General features: G+C 72.9%; 15 protein-coding genes and 1 pseudogene. 3 read left to right on the top strand and 13 right to left on the bottom strand.

Annotated features, from left to right (window positions below):
* Positions 1-146 precede the first annotated feature (146 nt).
* The 6 genes and pseudogenes from Q4V64_RS46255 to Q4V64_RS46230 all read right to left on the bottom strand — a co-directional run.
* Positions 147-890, bottom strand: a pseudogene (locus tag Q4V64_RS46255) (lysylphosphatidylglycerol synthase domain-containing protein); the annotation flags it as partial.
* 299 nt (positions 891-1,189) lie between these two features.
* Positions 1,190-2,278 carry a class I SAM-dependent methyltransferase gene (locus Q4V64_RS46250; protein WP_124437719.1) on the bottom strand — a complete coding sequence of 363 codons (1,089 nt, stop codon included), beginning with the start codon at positions 2,276-2,278 and terminating at the stop codon, positions 1,190-1,192.
* Positions 2,275-3,486 carry a glycosyltransferase family 4 protein gene (locus Q4V64_RS46245; RefSeq protein ID WP_172629019.1) on the bottom strand — a complete coding sequence of 404 codons (1,212 nt, stop codon included), beginning with the start codon at positions 3,484-3,486 and terminating at the stop codon, positions 2,275-2,277. The genes Q4V64_RS46250 and Q4V64_RS46245 overlap by 4 nt, the downstream gene beginning before the upstream one ends.
* Complete coding sequence (locus Q4V64_RS46240; protein ID WP_030662610.1) at positions 3,483-3,881, bottom strand: 6-carboxytetrahydropterin synthase; 399 nt, start codon at positions 3,879-3,881, stop codon at positions 3,483-3,485. Before Q4V64_RS46240 ends, Q4V64_RS46245 begins: the two co-directional genes overlap by 4 nt.
* A 139-nt stretch (positions 3,882-4,020) precedes the next feature.
* Positions 4,021-5,247, bottom strand: a complete 1,227-nt coding sequence (locus Q4V64_RS46235; RefSeq protein WP_303715868.1) for an IS110 family transposase — start codon at positions 5,245-5,247, stop codon at positions 4,021-4,023.
* A 297-nt stretch (positions 5,248-5,544) separates the two neighbouring features.
* The gene (locus Q4V64_RS46230) at positions 5,545-6,528 is read right to left on the bottom strand and encodes a zinc-binding alcohol dehydrogenase (RefSeq protein ID WP_124437777.1); all 984 of its coding nucleotides are present in this window, start codon (positions 6,526-6,528) and stop codon (positions 5,545-5,547) included.
* Between the two features lie 107 nt (positions 6,529-6,635).
* Here Q4V64_RS46230 and Q4V64_RS46225 point away from each other — a divergent pair, with 107 nt between their 5' ends.
* Positions 6,636-7,451 carry a CDP-alcohol phosphatidyltransferase family protein gene (locus Q4V64_RS46225; RefSeq protein ID WP_124437778.1) on the top strand — a complete coding sequence of 272 codons (816 nt, stop codon included), beginning with the start codon at positions 6,636-6,638 and terminating at the stop codon, positions 7,449-7,451.
* A gap of 184 nt (positions 7,452-7,635) precedes the next feature.
* On the opposite strand, the gene Q4V64_RS46220 is transcribed toward Q4V64_RS46225, so the two are convergent.
* The 5 genes from Q4V64_RS46220 to Q4V64_RS46200 are packed head-to-tail and all read right to left on the bottom strand — an operon-like array spanning position 7,636 to position 13,202.
* Positions 7,636-8,082 carry a GNAT family N-acetyltransferase gene (locus Q4V64_RS46220; protein ID WP_124437779.1) on the bottom strand — a complete coding sequence of 149 codons (447 nt, stop codon included), beginning with the start codon at positions 8,080-8,082 and terminating at the stop codon, positions 7,636-7,638.
* 30 nt (positions 8,083-8,112) lie between these two features.
* Positions 8,113-9,375 (bottom strand): MFS transporter, encoded by a 1,263-nt coding sequence (locus tag Q4V64_RS46215; RefSeq protein WP_253266753.1) that lies wholly within the window; start codon positions 9,373-9,375, stop codon positions 8,113-8,115.
* Positions 9,372-11,168, bottom strand: a complete 1,797-nt coding sequence (locus Q4V64_RS46210) for an ABC transporter permease subunit (RefSeq protein WP_124437780.1) — start codon at positions 11,166-11,168, stop codon at positions 9,372-9,374. Before Q4V64_RS46210 ends, Q4V64_RS46215 begins: the two co-directional genes overlap by 4 nt.
* A 3-nt stretch (positions 11,169-11,171) precedes the next feature.
* A complete protein-coding gene (locus Q4V64_RS46205; protein WP_124437781.1) occupies positions 11,172-12,662 on the bottom strand; it encodes an ABC transporter substrate-binding protein in 1,491 nt (496 codons plus the stop codon).
* A 3-nt stretch (positions 12,663-12,665) separates the two neighbouring features.
* A complete protein-coding gene (locus Q4V64_RS46200) occupies positions 12,666-13,202 on the bottom strand; it encodes a GNAT family N-acetyltransferase (protein ID WP_124437782.1) in 537 nt (178 codons plus the stop codon).
* A gap of 159 nt (positions 13,203-13,361) precedes the next feature.
* On the opposite strand from Q4V64_RS46200, the gene Q4V64_RS46195 reads away from it, so the two are divergent.
* Together Q4V64_RS46195 and Q4V64_RS46190 are read left to right on the top strand one after the other, a co-directional pair.
* On the top strand, positions 13,362-14,318 hold the full coding sequence (locus Q4V64_RS46195; protein ID WP_124437783.1) for an ATP-binding protein: 957 nt from the start codon (positions 13,362-13,364) through the stop codon (positions 14,316-14,318).
* Positions 14,319-14,400: 82 nt separating this feature from the next.
* Positions 14,401-14,793: an SCO5389 family protein gene (locus Q4V64_RS46190; protein ID WP_124437784.1), complete on the top strand. Its 393-nt coding sequence runs from the start codon at positions 14,401-14,403 to the stop codon at positions 14,791-14,793.
* Here the strand turns inward: Q4V64_RS46190 and Q4V64_RS46185 are convergent.
* Both Q4V64_RS46185 and fusA read right to left on the bottom strand, forming a co-directional pair.
* The gene (locus Q4V64_RS46185) at positions 14,780-15,658 is read right to left on the bottom strand and encodes an alpha/beta hydrolase (protein ID WP_124437785.1); all 879 of its coding nucleotides are present in this window, start codon (positions 15,656-15,658) and stop codon (positions 14,780-14,782) included. The two genes, Q4V64_RS46190 and Q4V64_RS46185, sit on opposite strands and share 14 nt — an antisense overlap.
* A gap of 359 nt (positions 15,659-16,017) precedes the next feature.
* On the bottom strand, positions 16,018-18,093 hold the full coding sequence (fusA, locus tag Q4V64_RS46180; RefSeq protein WP_124437786.1) for an elongation factor G: 2,076 nt from the start codon (positions 18,091-18,093) through the stop codon (positions 16,018-16,020).
* Positions 18,094-18,216 lie beyond the last annotated feature (123 nt).

The following is an 18,216-nucleotide window of genomic DNA, read 5'->3' as shown; positions in this document are numbered from 1 at the left end:
CGGGGTTCCGGGTCCGTCACGACGGCCCGGGCCCCGGCGCCGGCGCCGCGCAGGCCCGTGTACCAGCGGGCGACCAGGACGACGGCCCCCGGCAGACTCGCCACGAAGCTGAGCACGCCGTACACCACGGCGACCGCCAGTCCGCTGCTCGCGCCCAGGCCGGCGGCGCCGAACGCCCAGGCGGTGACGCCCTCGCGGGGTCCCCAGCCGCCGACGTTCAGCGGCAGGCTCATGGCGAGCAGCGCGAGGACCGCGAGCGGCAGCAGGACGGCGGCGGAGGCGGCGGATCCGGCGACCCGGGCGGCTACGACGAACATCGCGAGGTGGCCTGAGAGGACGACGGCCGAGGAGAGGGCGACGCCCGGCCAGTTCCGGCGGGACAGCAGGCCCTCGCGGGCCTCGCCGAGACTCGCGCGCAGGGCCCGTCCCCGGCGGGAGGGCGTCCGGTTCATCCGCAGGGCCGCGACGACCGCGAGCGCACCCAGCGCGGCGAGACCGACCAGCGGGGCGAGCTGCCGGGTGTCGGCCAGCACGGGCGACGGCATGGTCAGCAGCACCGCCACGCCGACGACGGCCAGCACGGCCTGTCCCGCGGCCCGTTCGAGGACGACCGAGCGGACACCTCGGCCGAGGTCGCCGGCGCTCTGCCCGTGCCGTACCGCCCGGTGGACGTCGCCGAGGACACCGCCGGGCAGGGCCGCGTTCAGGAACAGCGCGCGGTAGTAGTCGGCCACGGCCGGGCCGAGCGGCAGCCGGATCTTCAGGCCCCGGGCCACCAACTGCCAGCGCCAGGCGCTGAACACGGTGGTGACCAGGCCGACGCCGAGCGCCACCAGCAGCGTAGGTCCGTCGATCCGCCGCAGCCCGTCCACGAAGACGCCGGTGCCCATGCGCCACAGCAGTACGGCGAGGATGGCGACGCCGGCGACGGTGCCGAAGTGGGTACGTACGGCGCGGGAGTTGACGCGCGCCAGGAGCGTGCGCAGAACGGCGCGGACCCGGGATGCCTCCGGGGCGGCGTCCGTACGGGCCTCGGACACGATCACGCCGATCCGGGCCTCGGAGACGGCCGCGTCGGTGCGGGCCACCTTCTTCTGTCCGTGCGGGACGAGCGGCACGGCGGACCGCACGCGGCTCACCCGCTGGTCCGCGTCGGGCCGCACGACCCACGCCCGCACCGTCTCCACGCTCATGACGCCCCGCCCGTGGGCCGGGACAGCGCGAGCAGGTCGCTGTGGTGGACCACGACCCTCAGCTCCCCCGCCGCGCAGGCTTCGAGTCGCTCCCGCAGATACCGTTCCGCGCGGGCCTTCAACTCGGGGCGCTGTTCGACGGCCGCGCCGACCCAGCCGCGCAGCCACTGTGCCGTCAGCACGGACTCGGCGGGGCCGAGCCGCCAGGGGCTCGGGTGCAGCCGTACGGTCGCACCGCGTTCGGAGAAGGCCTCGCACGCCACGTTGACGGCGTCCGGGCCCAGCAGTCCGTCCCGGCGCTGATGCTCGTTGAACGCCTCGGCGATCTCCTCGTCCAGCGGGTCGGACGGGGTCAGTTCCACGCGGCCGGCCACGGAGAGCGTCAGCAGGGCCGGGCAGCCGGCGCCGGTGCAGGCGGCGGCGAGAGCGTGGATCTCCTCGCGGGTGAGGACATCGAGCAGCGCGGAGGCCGTCACCAGCGAGGCGCCGGCCAGGGCGTCGGGGGTGAGCCGGGCGACGTCACCGCGCCGGGTCTCCACCGTGACCCGGCTGCCGTCGGCGGACGAGCGCGGGGAGGCGACAGCGGCGAAGTGGAGCAGGTAGGGATCGCGGTCGTGCAGGATCCAGTGCTGGGGGCCGTCCAGGCGGGAGGCCAGCCAGCGGCCCATCGAACCCGTGCCGCAGCCCAGGTCGTGCACGACCACCCCGTCGGCCCGTCCCGGCAGATTGGCGAGCCGGATCCGCAGCGGATCGAGCAGCTCCGGCGCCCGCGCGGCCGCGTCGGCGCCCTCCCGCAGCTCCAGCCACTCCGGGGCGTAGCGCGGCGGGTCGTCGGGGCCCGCGTCCCGCAGTCGTACGGTGGGCCGCTCGCCGGCGCGGAGGATGGGGCCGGCGCCGGGGATGACGGTTTCGGTTTCCACCGGCTCGGCACCGGCCATCCAGGCTGCGGCCGACTCGGCGCCCGCCACGACGGTTTGCGTCGACTCGGTACGGGACGCCAAGGTCTCCGTCGACTCGGCGGCTTCCCGCGGCCCGGGCTGGGCCGGAATCCTGCCCGCGTGCTGTGTCATCGCCATCTTCCTCATGCCGCCCTCCTGGGTTCGTTCGGCAGTCGGCCCAGTACTCCGGCCAGACTGCGGGCCGTGGCCGCCCAACCCCCCAGGGCGGCCCGTCGGCCTCGTGCGGCCGCCTTCAAGCGGCGCCGTACGTCCGCCTCGCCGAACCAGCCGCGCAGTTCGGCGGCGAGGGCGGCGGGGTCCTCCGGCGGGACGAGAATGCCGGGCACGCCGCCGTCGGGGGCGCGGCCGACCGCCTCCGCGACGCCCCCGACGTCCGTGGCGAGCACCGGGATGCCGCGCGCCAGTGCCTCCGTCACCGCCATGCCGTAGGTCTCGGCGTAGGAGGCGAGGACCATGAGGTCGGCGGCGGCGTAGCTGGCGTCGAGTTGGGCGCCGGCCTGCGGGCCCGCGAGGTGCAGGCGGTCCTGGAGGCCGTACTTCCGGATCAGGACCTGGAGTCCGGCCACATACTGCGGGTCGTGCCCCAGTCCGCCGACACAGACGCAGCTCCACGGCAGGTCGGTCACCGCGGCGAGAGCCTCCACCAGCCGGTGCTGCCCCTTGCGCGGGGTCACGGCGGCGACGCACAGCAGGCGCGAGACGCCGTCGGTGCCGGAGGCGAGGGGGGCGATGTCGGCGCCGGGCGTGGCGACATGGACCCGGTCGGGGGCGAGCCCGTGATGGGAGACGAGGCGGCGCACCGCCCAGTCGCTGGTGGCGACGACCGCGGGCACGGCCCGCAGGACGGCCCGCTCCTTGGCGTCCAGTTCCGCCGCCAGCGCCGGCTCCAGTCCCGTCTCGTCGCCGAGCGGCAGGTGGACGAGGACGACGAGCCGCAGCCGCTCCGCCTCGGGGACGATGATCTCGGGGACACCGCAGGCGACCAGCCCGTCGAGCAGGACGACCGTGTCGTCCGGCAGGTTGGCCAGGACACGGGCGAGTTCCGTACGGGCGGCGACCCCCGGGCGGGGCCACTCGCCGGGCACGGCGTGCTGGTGCACCTGCCAGCCGAAGCCCGGCAGGTCCAGACTCACGCGCCGGTCGTAGGCGTTGCCGCCGCTGGGCGCGCTCGGGTCGTCGACGCCGCCCGGCATGACGAAGTGCACGGAACTCAGCGACATGGGGATGATCTCGGCGTTCTTCAGGGCGGAGTGCTGCACGGGCACGTAGGCGAGCCGCTGCTCCATGCCGTTGGGCGCCGTCTGCTCCACCTTTTCCAGGGTCACGTCGGTCACAGGGCACGCTCGTAACTCGCCCAGGCGACGTGCGACTCGTGCAGGGTGACGGTGAGGCCCGCCAGGCCCTTGGCGCCCTCGCCCAGCGCACCCTTGTGGACGCGCTCGGCGAGGCGGTCGGCGATGACCTTGGCCAGGAACTCCGTGGAGGTGTTGATTCCGGCGAAGTCGGGCTCGTTGTCGAGGTTGCGGTAGTTCAGCTCGCTGACTACGGCTCCCAGTTCCTGAGTTGCCAGTCCGATGTCGACGACGATGTTGTCGTCGTCCAGCTGTTCGCGCCGGAATGTGGCGTCCACGAGGAACGTCGCTCCGTGCAGGCGCTGCGCGGGCCCGAAGACCTCGCCGCGGAAGCTGTGGGCGATCATGATGTGATCGCGGACGGTGATGCTGAACAACGGACGACCCTCCAGGTGCGGCGCGTCTGGTCCCCCGCCGATCCCTGCCGGGGGATGCCGTGTAGTACGGCTCTTCGCTTCCCGTTGTTCAGCCGAGTCTCACTCTTTTCTCAGGTCAGACACCCCATGTCGTTGGGGGTCAAGTGGCAGGGGTGTGGGCGTGGTGTGACCAGGCGGTCGCTTCGTCGTAGAGGGTTCGGGTCTTGAGGCATCCGTGGAGGATGCCGACGAGGCGGTTGCCGAGCTGCCGCAGGGCGGGGTTGTAGCCGGCTTCGCGGGCGCGTTGCTTGTCGTAGTAGCGACGGGCGCCGGGTGATGCCCGCAGGGCGGAGAACGCCTGGGTCTGCAGCGCGTCGGCGAGGCGGTTGTTGCGGACGTAGCGGGCCTGGACGGTGTGGCTCTTGCCGGAAGCCCGGGTGATCGGGCTGGTGCCGGCGTAGTTCTTGCGGGCCTTCGCGGACGCGTAGCGGGTGGGGTCGTCCCCGAACTCGGCGAGCACCCGGGCGCCGGTGATCTCCGCGATGCCGGGCATCGAGAGGTAGATCTCAGCGTCCGGGTGCTTCAGAAAATGGGCCTTCACCTGCCCTTCCAGGTCGGTTATCTGCTCGTTCAGCGCGATCAGCAGCTTCGCGTGGGCGGTGGCGGTGGCCGCGTAGGCGGCGGTGACCGGCTCGGGCAGGCCGAGTTGCTTCTCGCGCAGCGCGGTGATGATCGTGGCTGCCTTCGCGTCCCGGTTGTGCCGGCGGGCGCGGGCCAGGACGGCGGTGATCTGGGTGCGGGTCAGCTTTGCCCCGGCCTGCGGGGTGGGGGCCTTGATCAGCAGTTCTAGCGCGTCCGTGCTGGTCAGCGTGAGATCCGCGTAGGCGTGCAGGGCGGCGGGGAAGTACTCGCGCAGCGTGCTGCGCAGCCGCTGGAACGTGCGGGTGCGTTCCCAGATCAAGGTCTGGTGGGCGCGGGCGACGACCTTGACGGCCTGGGCCTGCTCGCTGTCCCCGGCCACCGGACGCAGCTGGTCCCGGTCGATGCGGACCATGTCGGCCAGCGCGTGCGCGTCGCCCTTGTCGCTCTTGGCACCGGAGGAGCCGTACCGCTCCTTGAACCGGGCGGCCTGCCGGGGGTTGATGGCATAGACCCGGTAGCCGGAGGCGATCAGCGCCTGCACCCACGAACCACGGTCGGTCTCGATCCCGATCACCACCCCGGCCGGATCAAGGTCCTCGCCGCCGTGCTTCGCAACGAGCTCGTGCAGCTTCGCGATCCCCTCCACGCCCTCGGACAGCCTCGCCACGGCCAGTTTCCGGCCCGCCTCGTCCTGGACCTCGACATCATGGTGGTCTTCGGCCCAGTCATCGCCGATCAGCAGCAACTCACCCTCCCAGTCCGGTACTTCGCTCCGTGCAGCCCGCGGAAGGCGCGGCACGCGGCCTAATGGATCCAGTGCTCACGCCCCACTGCCCGGCGGGCACGCCACCCCATCAACGGTCTGGCCTCCCGGCCGACCAGCAGGGGCACGGTCTGACCTCAGAAGTCGGATACTTCCGGCGGCGTGAGTGCTCACCCACTGGCGGCTACAGCACCGAGTCTCTACGACCCGACAGCTCCCATTAGGCGCTCTTGCCCTGAGCAGACGGCACGGAAATGGAACCGGAGGTGAACCGGTGTGTCAGGCGCGGCCGTCGTAGCGGACCCGGTGGCACAGCGCGGGGATCTCGCCGGAAGCCAGCCGCGGCAGCACGTCCGGCAGCTCCTCGAAGGCGCACTCGCCGGTGACGAGGGCGTCGAGGGCCGGATCGCCGAGCAGGTCGAGCGCGAGGGCGAGCCGGTCGGCGTAGGTACGGCTGGAGCGGCGGGCCGGGGAGACGGAGCCGACCTGGCTGCTGCGCAGGACCAGGCGCCGGGAGTGGAAGGCCTCGCCGAGCGGCAGACTGATCCGCCGGTCGCCGTACCAGCTGAGCTCAAGGACGGTGCCCTCGGCGGTGAGGAGTTCGAGAGAGCGGGCGAGGCCCTGTTCGGTGGCGCTGGCGTGGACGACGAGGTCGCAGTCGCCGAGGGCGTCGCCGGGCGACGCGAAGTCGACGCCGAGTGCCTCGGCGGTCTTGGCCCGGGCGGGGTCGGCGTCCACCAACTGCACGCGCACGCCCGGGAAGCGGGCGAGCAGCGCGGCCACCGAGCTGCCGACCATGCCGCCGCCGACCACCGCGATCCGGTCGCCGACCAGCGGCGCGGCGTCCCACAGGGCGTTCACGGCGGTCTCCAGGGTGCCGGCCAGCATCGCGCGCTCGGCGGGCACGGACTCCGGTACCGGCGTCACGGCGCTCGCCGGAACGACGTATCGGCTCTGGTGCGGGTAGAGGCAGAAGACGGTCCGGCCGACGAGGTCCTCCGGTCCCTCCTCCACCGACCCGACGTTGAGATAGCCGTACTTCACCGGTCCCGGGAAGTCGCCCTCCTGGAACGGCGCCCGCATGGCCGCGTACTGACTCTCCGGCACCCCGCCGCGGAAGACGAGGGTCTCCGTGCCGCGGCTGACTCCGGAGTACAGCGAGCGGACGACGACCTCGTCCTCGGCGGGATCCGGCAGGGTCACGTCGCGTATCTCGCCCTGCCCCGGGGAGCTGAGCCAGAACGCACGTGCGGTGCGCTTCATCGGCGTCCTCCTGAACGATCGGGAACCTGTTCACGTACCGAGGTGCACAGGCCGCGCACAGTACGCGGCGTTGATCGACTCTGTCACCTGGCCCGGAGGAATGTGCGGTGGCCCTGAACAACACTTACGACGCGAGGCTGGTCCAGCAGGAGACCGCGGTGGGAGCGGGCCTGCAGATCCTGCTGCTGGCCCTGCTCGGCACGGCGATCGGCATGGGCCCGGCGGGCTGGTTGACCGGCCTCGCCTTCGCCATCGCGACCTGGGCGGTGCTCTCGCGTGCCCTGCATCGCACGCGGCCGCGCTCCTTCGGCCCCGCCAACCGGGTCACCCTCGGCCGGGCGACCCTGGTCGGCGCTGTGACGGCGCTGGTCGCGGACTCCTTCGAGAGCTCACCGCCGGTGACGCTCTTCGTTGGGCTGACGGCGGTGGCCCTGATCCTCGACGGGGTCGACGGCAAGGTCGCCCGCGCCACCGGCACCTCCACCCCGCTGGGCGCCCGCTTCGACATGGAGGTCGACGCGTTCCTCATCCTGGTGCTCAGCGTGTACGTCTCGATGTCGCTGGGCCCGTGGGTCCTGCTGATCGGCGCCATGCGCTACGGCTTCGTCGCAGCGGCCCGCGCCCTGCCCTGGCTCAACGCGCCCCTGCCGCCCAGCACGGCCCGCAAGACGGTGGCCGCGCTCCAGGGCATCCTGCTGCTCCTGGCCGCGTCCAACCTCCTCCCGTACGTGGCGACGTTCGCGGTCGTCGCAACGGCGCTGGGCCTGCTGGTCTGGTCGTTCGGGCGGGACATCCTGTGGCTGTGGCGGACGTGGCGGTCGCAGAAGGCTGAGGCAGCTGACGCTTCAGAGATGTCTGAGGTTGCTGAGGTGGCTGACGTGCTCGAGCTGGTGTCCGAGTGTCGGGAGCCGGTGGCGTCCTGAGAGGGCGTCAGACGGTCGACGGTGGCCGGTATACCGTCGCCGTCTCGCATGCGGTGTGCCGTGTGCGGTGAGCGGTGTGCCGTGTGCGGTATACCGTCGCCGACCGGCCTACGGTATGCGGTACGCCGTCGCCGACTCGCCTACGGTAGGCCGTAACGCGCCCACGGTATGCGGTAAACGGTCGTCAGTCCTCCAGAGCCACCCGGTATACCGTCGACGCCCTGGCCCGGAACCCCAGCCGCTCATACACCCGATTCGCCGCCTCCCGGTCCGGCCGCGAGGTGAGATCGACGGTCCGCGCCCCGGCCTCCCCGGCCAGCCGCAGCGCCTCCCGGATCAACAGCCCAGCCACGCCTCGCCCCCGCGCCGCCCCGTCCACGACGACGTCCTCGATACGGGCCCGCAGTCCGGACGGCACAGGGAACATCACCAGGGTCAGCGTGCCGACCGCGAGGCCGCCGGCCCGGGCGAGGAGCAACGTGTTCGCCTCGCAGGCCAGGATGCGGTTGAGTGCCTCGAGGTCGAGGGGCCTGGCGGTCGAGGACAGCTGCGGCAGCATCCGGCCGAAGGCGTCGACGAGTTCTTGGTCCGCTTCCCGGACGGTCTTCACCTGGATGTATGCGAAATCCATGCGACGGACCCTAGTCGCCCGTATCCAGCCCTACCCGCGCGGCCTTTCAGCGTCCCGGCGCGGCAGCAGCCCGATCGCCGCGGCCGGTACGGCGGCCAGCACCAGCCACGGGACCGCCGACGGCAGTCCGCTGTCCAGGAGCATGCCGGTGGCCGAGCTGCCGAGCAGGACGATCAGGCCGGACACCGAGGACAGGGCACCCGTGTAGAGGCCGAGCCGGCCCTCTTCGGCCAGGTCGGGGACCCAGGCGCGGGCGACGGGGGCGACGAGCATCTGGCCGACGGTGAGCAGGACGACGAAGGCGGCCACGGGCAGCAGGCCCGCCGTGCCGGTCCAGTCGGCCGGGCGGGCCACGGCCACAACGGCGAAGCCGACGGCGATGAGCAGCAGCCCGGCGACCATGGACCGACGCAGGGTGAACCGCGTCCCCGCCCAACGGGTGACGGGAAGCTGGGCGGTCACCACCAGCAGCGAGGAGAGGGCGAACAGCCAGGCCAGCGGGGCCTGTGAGCCGGCCGCGCGCTCCACTTCGGCGGGGAGGGCGAGGTAGAGCTGGTTGTAGGCGAGGAGGTAGGCGCCGTACGCGCAGCACAGCGCCAGGAAGCGGCGGTTGCGCAGCAACGGCCCCATGCCGCCCCGGACTTGGACCGGCTCCCGCCCGGGGATGCGCTGCGGCAGCAGCCACGCGTGCCCGGCGAGGACGAGGACGAAGATGCCGGCTCCGGCCAGGCAGACCGTGCGGAAGTCCACCGACAGCAGCAGCGCGCCCAGCAGCGGCCCGACGAACGCCCCCGCTTGCCCCGCGACGGTGAACAGCGCCAGGACACGCGTACGGGAACCGCCGCCCGTCTCCTCCCAGACCACCGCCTGCCGTGCCACCTCGGACTCCACGGCGGGCGAGAACAACGCCGCGGCGAACCCGATCAGCAGGACGGCACCGATGACCGCCCAGGTCTGCTCGGCGTGTCCGAGCCAGACGAATCCGGTGATCCGCAGCAGGCATCCGGCGAGTACCACGGGCCGTATGCCGTACCGGTCGGCCAGCGCCCCGCCCACCACGAACAGCCCCTGCTGGCTGAAGGTCCGCAGGCCCAGCACCAGGCCGACCAGCCAGCCCGCCATGCCCATGGCCTGTCCGAGGTGTTCGGAGAGGAAGGGCAGCACGGCGAAGAAGCCGATGTTGAAGGCGAGTTGGGTGAGGATCAGCAGACGCAGCAGGGGCGAGAGGCGGGGGCGCCCGGGTGCCCCGGTCCCGGGTGGCTTGCGTCTCAGGCCGATCGACGGCGAGGTCATCGGGTTTCCACCAACTCTCTTGTGGATGACGGTTGTTCGGCGTCCACCAGCAGGGCGGTAGGAGGTTCAGTCCGCCGGCGGCGCAGGCGCACTCCGCCCGCCGCGCTCACCGCCAGCGCTCCGAGCAGGGCGAGGACGACTGCGGGGGCGAGGACCGCCCAGGGGGCGCGTTCGGCGTAGGGCTGGTTCTCGGCGAGGAGCAGGCCCCACTCCGGGGAGGGCGGCTGGGTGCCCAGGCCGAGGAAGGCGAGGGACGCGAGCGCGAGGGCGGTGCCGGGCAGGCGGAGCAGGGCGTGGCGGGTGACCGGCGGCAGGACGGCGGGCAGCAGTTCGTGGCGCAGGAGGTACCGGCGGTCCGCGCCCAGGCCCCGGGTGGCGGTGATGTGGAGGGCGGCGCGTTCCTGGCGCAGCAGCGCGGAGGTATGGGCGGCGAGCGGCGCCCAGGCGACGGCGCCGACGGCGAGCGCGGGGGTGGCGGGGCCGCTGCCCGCGACGGCGGTGACGAGGAGTGCGGCGAGGACGGGTGGCATCGCGGTGACGGTGTCGACGAGTGGCCCGGACAGCCGTGGCAGCAGCCCGAGCAGGACGCCGGTGAGCAGCGTGGCGGCGCCGATGGCGAGGGCGAGCAGCAGGGTGTCGAGGGCACCGTGGGCGACGCGGGCGAGGATGTCGCGGCCGAGCGCGTCGGTGCCGAACGGGTGCGCCCAGGAGGGTGATCGGAGACGTTCGCCGGTGTCGAGGGCGAGCGGGTCGCGGGGCAGGCCGAGCGCGATGACGACGATCAGCAGGCCACCGTATACAAAAGGCAGGATCCCGCGGGCAGGTGGCGTCGGCCGGTGCAGGGACGGCAGGGCGCCGTCGCGCAGGGCGGGGCCTATGAGCAAGCGGGTCCCGAGGCGGGCGAGTCCGGCGGCGACCGCGGCGAGCAGGACGAGGAGGAGCGTGCCGGCCTGGAGGACGGGCAGGTCCTGGGCGAGGGCGGCCTGGAGGGTGGTGCGGCCGAGGCCGGGGATGTCGAAGATCTGCTCGACCGCCACCGCCCCGCCGGTCAGACCGACCACGAACAGGCCGGTGTTGGGCAGCAGTCCGGGCACGCAGCGGCGCAGCGCCTGGCGGGCTATGGTCCGCCCGGGCAGTCCGCGCGCGGTGGCGGCCAGGGCCCAGGGCTCGGCGAACGCGCCGGGCAGCAGGTCGTCGAGCAGTCGGCCGATGACGGCCCCGGCGGGCAGGCCGAGGGCGAGCGCGGGCAGGACCGTCCACTGGGGCCCGTACCAGCCGAGGGCGGGCAGCCAGCCGAGCTGGACGCCGACGACCGTGGCGAGTACGGACGCGGTGAGGAACTCGGGCAGGGCGGCGAGTACCGCCGAGCCGCTGCCTCCCGCGCGCCGCCCGTCCAGCCGCCGGTGCGCGCCGAGCCAGAGTGTGCGGGCGCAGATCAGAGCGGCGGTCACGGCGGCTACCACCAGGGCCACCGCCATCAGCAGCAGGGACGCGCCGAGGGCCTGGAGCACGGCGGGCGTGACCTCGTCGCCGGAGAGCCACGACCGCCCCGCGTCCCCGCGCCACAGCCCGCCCAGCCACTGGCCGAGCAAGTGGAAGGGACCGTCGTCGAGGCCGAGTTGGGCGCGGATGTCCGCCAGCACTTCCGGCGTGGGATCGCGGTCCGCCGAGCGTGCCTTGAGCACGGTGAGCGCCGGATCGGTGTGCGACAGCCAGGGCAGCACACCGATGACGCACACCAGGGCGACCGCGATCCCCGCACGCCACAGCAGCGTGACTGCTTGCTGCCGCATGCGTCAGCGCCTGGTGCCGAGGCCGACGAGGGTGCGCTCGTACGGATCGAGGAGCGCGCCGCGTACCGAGGGGGCGACACCGGTGATGACGCGCTGGTGGACCAGCGGGACGACGGCGTCGGTGCCGAGGATCCGCGCCTCGGCGGCCATGGCCGCGTTCTGCCGCTCGGCGGTGTCGGCGCTGGCCTCGGCCTTGGCCACGGCCCGGTCGACGTCCGTGTCGCACAGCTGCGCCAGGTTGAAGTCGCCGTCGCAGGTGAAGTCGCCGGCGAGGACGGAGACGGGGTCGCCGGTGTCGACCAGGGCGTTGCGAGCGAGGACGACCGCATCGAACTTCCCGGCGAGTGCGTCGCTCTCCAGCCTCGAGTACTCCCGCACCTCCAGCGTGACCTTGAATCCGGCCTTCTCCAGCTGCTGCTTCAACACCTGGGCGACTTCGGGGAGTTCGGGCCGGTTGTCGTACGTGGCCAAGGTGATCGAGGTGCCGTCGGGGGCGTCGGCCCGCGCGCGGCCGACCGGCTTGCTCCGCTTGCCCTCGGCCCAGGACACGGCCGGCCCGTAGATGCCGACGCCCGCGTCCGCGTATCCCTCGTACACGTCCTTGGCCAGCATGGACGTGTCGACGGCCGCGCGCGCGGCGGCGCGCAGCTTCGCGTCCTTGAAGGGTCCCGATTCGGTGTTGAGCAGCAGGCTGGTGGTGCGGGTGGTGGCCGTCGCCTTGCGGGTTGCCTGGTCGAGGGTGGCGGCCTGGGCGACGGGGATCGCCTCGACGAGGTCGGCCTGTTCGGTGCGCAGGGCGTTCGTGCGTGCGGTGCCGTCGGCGATGAACTTCACGTCGACCCCGGAGGCCTGTGCGCGGCCGCCCCAGTAGTCGCCGTAGCGGTCGAGGGAGGCGGCGCTGCTGCCGGTGACCTCGGTGAGTTCGAAGGGGCCGGTGGCGGTGCCGACCGGATCGACCCGGCCGGTCTTGCCGTAGGCCTTCGCGGCGAGGACTGCGAGGTTGGGGCTGGACAGGCGCAGCGGCAGGATCGGGTCGGGGGTCTTGGTGGTGATCCGCACGGCCCGGCCGCCGTCGGCCTTCGGGGTGAGGGTGACGCCGGTCAGGGCCGCGGGCGCGGGCTTGGCCGCGGCGGCGTAGGTGAGGGCGTTGACCACCGCGGCCGGAGTGACGTCGGTGCCGTCCTGGAAGGTGGCCTCGCGCAGGGTGAACACCCAGGTGCGGTCGCTCTCGCGACGCCATGACTCGGCCAGCGCGGGGGCGGCGGCGCCGTTGGCGTCGAGGGCGGTCAGGCCCTCGGTGACGCCGAGGCGGCTGAGGATGGTGCCGTCCGAGCCGTACGGCGAGAGGTTCTCGACGGGCAGGAAGGCGAGGTCGACCCGCAGCCGGGAGCCGTCCTCGGCGTCATCGGAAGAGGTGGTTCCGTCGGAGGAGGCGAAGCAGGCGGTGAGGACGGGGGCGAGCAGGAGGGCGAGGAGCAGGCGGAGTCGGCGCATGGCCTATCGCCCCATCGGTATCTCGAAGTGGATGACTCCGTTGCCGCCGCCGGGATCCTCGCGCTCGTCGTGCACGACCTTCCCGAGTGACCGCCAGAAGGGCTCGGCGCCGGGGACGGCCGGGTCGGTGTGCAGGTAGACGGCGCGGTAGCCGCCGTCCGCGGCCGCGAAGGCGAGCAGTTCGTCGACCAGGCGCCGGGCGAGGCCGCGCCTGCGGTGCTCGGGACGGACGTACACCCGGCGCAGTTGCGCGGTCTCGCCGGAGGGGTAACGGTCGGCGACCCGGCGCGGGTTCGGCGGGTGGGCCGGGCCCCGGGAGTCGAGCGCGGCCGTGGCCACGACGGCTCCGTCCTGCGGGGCGAGGGCGACGAGGAGGGTGTGACGGGCCGGGGTGAGATAGGCGGCGGCCGGATCGAGGATGTCGCCGTGCCAGTGGGGCACGTAGCCGGTGCCGAGGTCGCGGTAGACGGTGTCGAGCATCACGGCTCGCGCACCGTCGAGGTCGTCCGGGCTCGCTGCCCTAATGCTGTAGTCACGCACTTGCGCATCATATGCATCAAGCCGGAGCTTGATCACAACGAGGGGCCGTCAGGCGATTTACATCCGTCGGCGATTTGACACCCGCCGATCAGCCCCCTAAAACCTACCGATATGACATCCATTTTCAAGAATCTGGAACGTTAGAGAGATGGAGCGCTAGTGCGGATCGCATTCGTCGGCAAGGGCGGCAGCGGCAAGACCACCCTGTCGGCGCTTTTCACCCGGCATCTGGCAGGCTCCGGCGCGCCGGTTCTCGCCATCGACGGCGACATCAACCAGCACCTGGCCGAGGCCCTGGGCCACGACGGGGATCCCCTGGGAGCACCCCCGCTGGGCGCGCACCTCGGCGAGATCAAGGACTTCCTGCGCGGCTCCAACCCGCGCATCGCCTCCCGCGAGGCGATGATCAAGACCACCCCGCCCGGACGCGGCTCCCGTCTGCTGTGTCCGCTCGGCGACGACGAACTGCACGCGCGGCACGTACGGCGCGTGGGCGACGTACCGCTGATGGTGACGGGCGAGTTCGACGAGAGCGACCTCGGGGTGGCCTGCTACCACTCCAAGCTCGGCGGCGTGGAGCTCTACCTCAACCACCTGGTCGACGGTCCCGGCGAGTATGTCGTGGTCGACATGACGGCGGGCGCCGACGCGTTCGCCTCCGGCCTGTTCACCCGCTTCGACCTCACCTTCCTGGTGGCGGAACCCACCCGCAAGGGCGTCTCCGTGTACCGCCAGTACCGCGACCACGCCCGGGAGTTCGGGATCCGGATCGCCGTCGTCGGCAACAAGGTGACCGGCGAGGACGACCTGCTCTTCCTCAAGGAACATGTGGGCGACGACCTCCTGACCCACCTGGTGCACTCCCCCTGGGTGCGCTCGGCCGAACAGGGCCGCGCCCAGGAGGGGTTGGACACCCTCGAAGCCCACAACCTGCACGCCCTCGACGTCCTGCGTGAGGCCGTCGACTCCCGCCCCAAGGACTGGCCGGCCCTCCAGCGGCACGCCGTCGAGTTCCATCTGCGCAACGCCCGCGCCTGGGCGGACCAGGCGACCGGCCTGGACCTGGCCGCGCAGGTGGACCCGGACTTCGTACCGGGACCGGCGGCACTGGCCTGATCGCCCCCCCTCGCCCCACATCGCCCCCCACTTCGCCAATTACTTCGCACACGACTTCGCCAACGGAACAGGAATCCCTCACATGTCTCTCGACGTCTCCCCGACGCTCCTCGCCGAGGCCGAGCACGGTGACATCCGCGAGGAGGACTTCGTGGACACCGTCCGCACCTCCCTGCCGTACGCCTACGACCTGATCGCCTCCCTTGCCGCCGAACTCCAGGGCGGTCAGGCCGAGTTCACCGACAACCAGACCCCTCCCCCGTCCGAGAAGGAGCGCGGCCAGCTGCTGCGCGCCCTGGCCAGCGACGCCATCCGCGGCAGCCTGGAGCGCCACTTCGGCGTGAGCCTCGCCTTCCAGAACTGCCACCGGGTGGCGGCGTTCCGGCCGGACTCGCGGGGCGGCGAGACGTACGCCCGGTTCACGTCCGTGCGGTCGCAGGTGCTGAACCAGTCGCCGGAGTTCAGGGACTGCTGACGGGGAGGCCGCCAGGGTCGCCGACCCGGTCCAGGAAGTCCGCCACGGTCGCGGTGAACCGGTCGGCGTCGTCGAGCCAGGGAAAGTGGCCGGCTCCGGGCTGGACGACCAGCTCCGCGTCCGGGAACAGTCCGGCGTACTCCCCCAGCGCCCGGGGAGGTCCCGGCACATCCACCTCGCCGGCCAGTACGAGCACCGGTCCCGGAAAGACGGCCAGGGCCAGGCGCGTGGACTCGGGGGTGAAGGCGCCGTCGGAGGCGTAGCGGGCCGCGGCCTCGTCGTTGCGCTGCTTGCCCTCGGCGGCCTTGACGGACCGGGCCCGCTCGTCCCAGCGGCCGAAGGAGAACGGGGCGATCGCCTGCCAGGCGTCGGGGGCCGGGTGGCCGGCGGTGATCGTCTCCAGGGCCTCGTACGCCGGGGCGAACCACGGTTCGTCCCGGCGCAGGCGTGCGGTGCGCAGACGGTCCTCGGGAGTGATCTCGACGCCGACCGCGTAGACGCTCGGGGTGATCAGGGCGAGCCGCCCAACGCGGTCGGGGTGGCGGGCGGTGTACAGGGCGGCCAGATTCGCTCCGGCCGAGTGGGCCAGGACGTCCATCCGGTCCAGGCCCAGTTCCTTCCGCAGCGCCTCGACGTCGTCGACCTGGCGGTCGCAGCGGTACGACGCGGGGTCGGCGGGCGTCGCCGAGTGGCCCGTTCCTCGCAGGTCCAGTCTGATCAGGCTGCGGTGGGCGGTCAGGCCGCCCAGGTCGCCCAGGTAGACGGAGTCCTGCATGGGGCCGCCGGGCAGGCAGATCAGGGGCGGACCGTCCCCGGTCACGTGGTGGGCGAGGCGGGTTCCGTCGGGCGCGGAGAAGGCGGGCATGCGCGCGAGCCTGTCAGCGGGCGCTGTGTCGGGCAACCGGATTGCGGCGCCGGGTGATCAGTGGGCCCGGGATCTGAGAGCCTGTGTCACATCCCCGGTCGGATCAGCGCGCGGCGTCTGGTGCGTGCGATCGCAAGGCGCCGGAGCGCCCTCGATGGGGGTCCCCCGCGCGAGGTTGTTCGAGCGTGGGGGAGGAGCCACGTGGGCGATTCGGCAACGCGGCATGGGGGTCCCCCCGCTCGAGCGGAGCCGAGAGTGGGGGAGTGCGTGCCAGACGCCGCGCGCCCGACCGGGGATGTGACACAGGCTCCGAGGCCGACGGCGGCCCCGCCCGCGTATGGGAGGGGCCGCCTCGCCTGTTACCGCGTCGGCGTCGCGACCGGCGCCGGGGCGTAGCCGGCCGGCCGGGTCGTGAAGGTGCCGCGGCCCTGGGTGCGGCTGCGCAACCGGGTCGCGTAGCCGAAGAGTTCGGCCAGCGGCACGGCGGCGGTGACGACCGCCGAACCCGCCCGTGCCGTCGAACTCGAGACCCGGCCGCGGCGCGCGGCCAGGTCGCCGAGCACCGCGCCGACGGCGTCCTCCGGCACGGTGACCGTGACCTCGACGACCGGTTCCAGTACGGCCATCCCGCAGGCACGCAGGGCTTCCCGGAGCGCGAACCGGCCCGCCGTGCGGAAGGCCGCCTCCGAGGAGTCCTTCACGTGCGTCGCCCCGTCGGTGAGGGTGACGCGCAGCCCGGTCACCGGATGCCCGCCGAGCGGCCCCTCGCCCAGGGCGTCCCGGCAGCCGGCCTCGACCGCCCGGACGTACTCCTGCGGCACGCGCCCGCCGACGACGGTCGAGCCGAACGCGAAGCCTCCGTCCTCACACGGCTCCACGTCGAGCACGACATGGGCGAACTGGCCCGCCCCGCCGTCCTGTTTGACGTGCCGGAAAACCAGTCCGGACACGCCGCGGACGACCGTCTCGCGGTAGGCCACCCGAGGGCGGCCGACGCCCACGTCCAGCCCGTGGCCGCGCCGTACCTTCTCCACCGCGACCTCAAGATGCAGCTCGCCCATGCCGGACAGCACCGTCTGGCCGGTCTCGAGGTCGGTCCGGACCACCAGCGACGGGTCCTCCTCCGCCAGCCGGGCGAGCGCCGAGGCCAGCCGGTCGGTGTCGGTGGACCGGCGCGCCTCGACCGCGACGGAGACCACCGGTTCGGCCACGCTCGGCGGTTCGAGGACGAGCGGAGCGTCCGGTGCGCACAGGGTCGAGCCGGCGCGGGCGGACTTCAGCCCGACCACGGCGACGATGTCCCCGGCGACCGCCGTCTCCAGCCGGGCGTGCCGGTCGGCCTGGACCCGCAGGATCCGTCCGATGCGCTCGGTGCGCCCCGCACTCGTGTCCCGCACCGCGTCTCCCTTCTCGATGGTTCCCGAATACACCCGCAGGTACGTCAGCCGTCCCGTCGGGGTCGCGTTCACCTTGAACGCCAAAGCCGCGAACGGCGCCCGCGGGTCGGCGGCGCGCTCCTGCCGCGCTCCGTCGTGCGTGCCGCGTACGGCGGGCACGTCCAGCGGCGACGGCAGATACGCGACGACGGCGTCGAGCAGCGGCTCGATGCCACGGTTGCGGTAGGCCGAACCGCACAGGACGACCACGCCGTCGCCGCTGCGGGTCAGGTCGCGCAGGGCGCCGACGAGCGTCTGCGTACTGAGCGACGGCGCGTCGAGCGACGGCATGTCGCGCGTCGTCTGCATACAGAATTCCTCCAACGCTCCCGGGTGGAGCTCGGCCACGGCCTCCTCCAGCAGCCGACGTCGCCGCAGCGCCTCCTCGCGCAGGGCGTCCGGCACCGGGCCCTCCTCGACCGCCCCGCTGCCGTCGGCCCAGGTCAGCGCCCGCAGCCGGACGAGATCGACGACGCCGGTGAAGGCATCCTCGCTGCCGATGGGCAACTGGACGACCAGCGGGGCCGGGTGCAGCCGCTCCCGGATCGACGCCACCGCAGTGTCGAGGTCGGCGCCGGCCCGGTCCAGTTTGTTGACGAACGCGATCCTCGGCACGCCGTGCCGGTCGGCCTGCCGCCACACCGACTCGCTCTGCGGCTCCACGCCGGCGACAGCGTCGAACACCGCGACCGCGCCGTCGAGCACGCGCAGCGAGCGCTCCACCTCGTCGGCGAAGTCCACGTGCCCGGGGGTGTCGATCAGGTTGATCCGGTGGCCGTCCCAGGCGCAGCTCACCGCCGCGGCGAAGATCGTGATCCCGCGATCGCGCTCCTGCGGATCGAAGTCGGTGACGGTCGTGCCGTCGTGGACCTCGCCGCGCTTGTGCGTGGTCCCGGTGGCATACAGGATCCGCTCGGTGACGGTGGTCTTGCCGGCGTCGACGTGGGCGAGGATGCCCAGGTTGCGGACGACGGCGAGGGGGTTGAGGTGAGTGCGCACGGCCCATTGGCCTTTCGGACGGTGTTGTGACAGGGCAGCGCGATTCCCGGACGAAACGGATGTCACGGCAGGCCAAGCGGCAGGCCGGCAGGCAAGCCGGGGCGCCACGGGGTGAGCCGTCGG

Source organism: Streptomyces sp. NL15-2K (assembly GCF_030551255.1).
Classification (GTDB): Bacteria; Actinomycetota; Actinomycetes; order Streptomycetales; family Streptomycetaceae; genus Streptomyces.
This window is presented reverse-complemented; position numbering and strand designations above follow the sequence as displayed.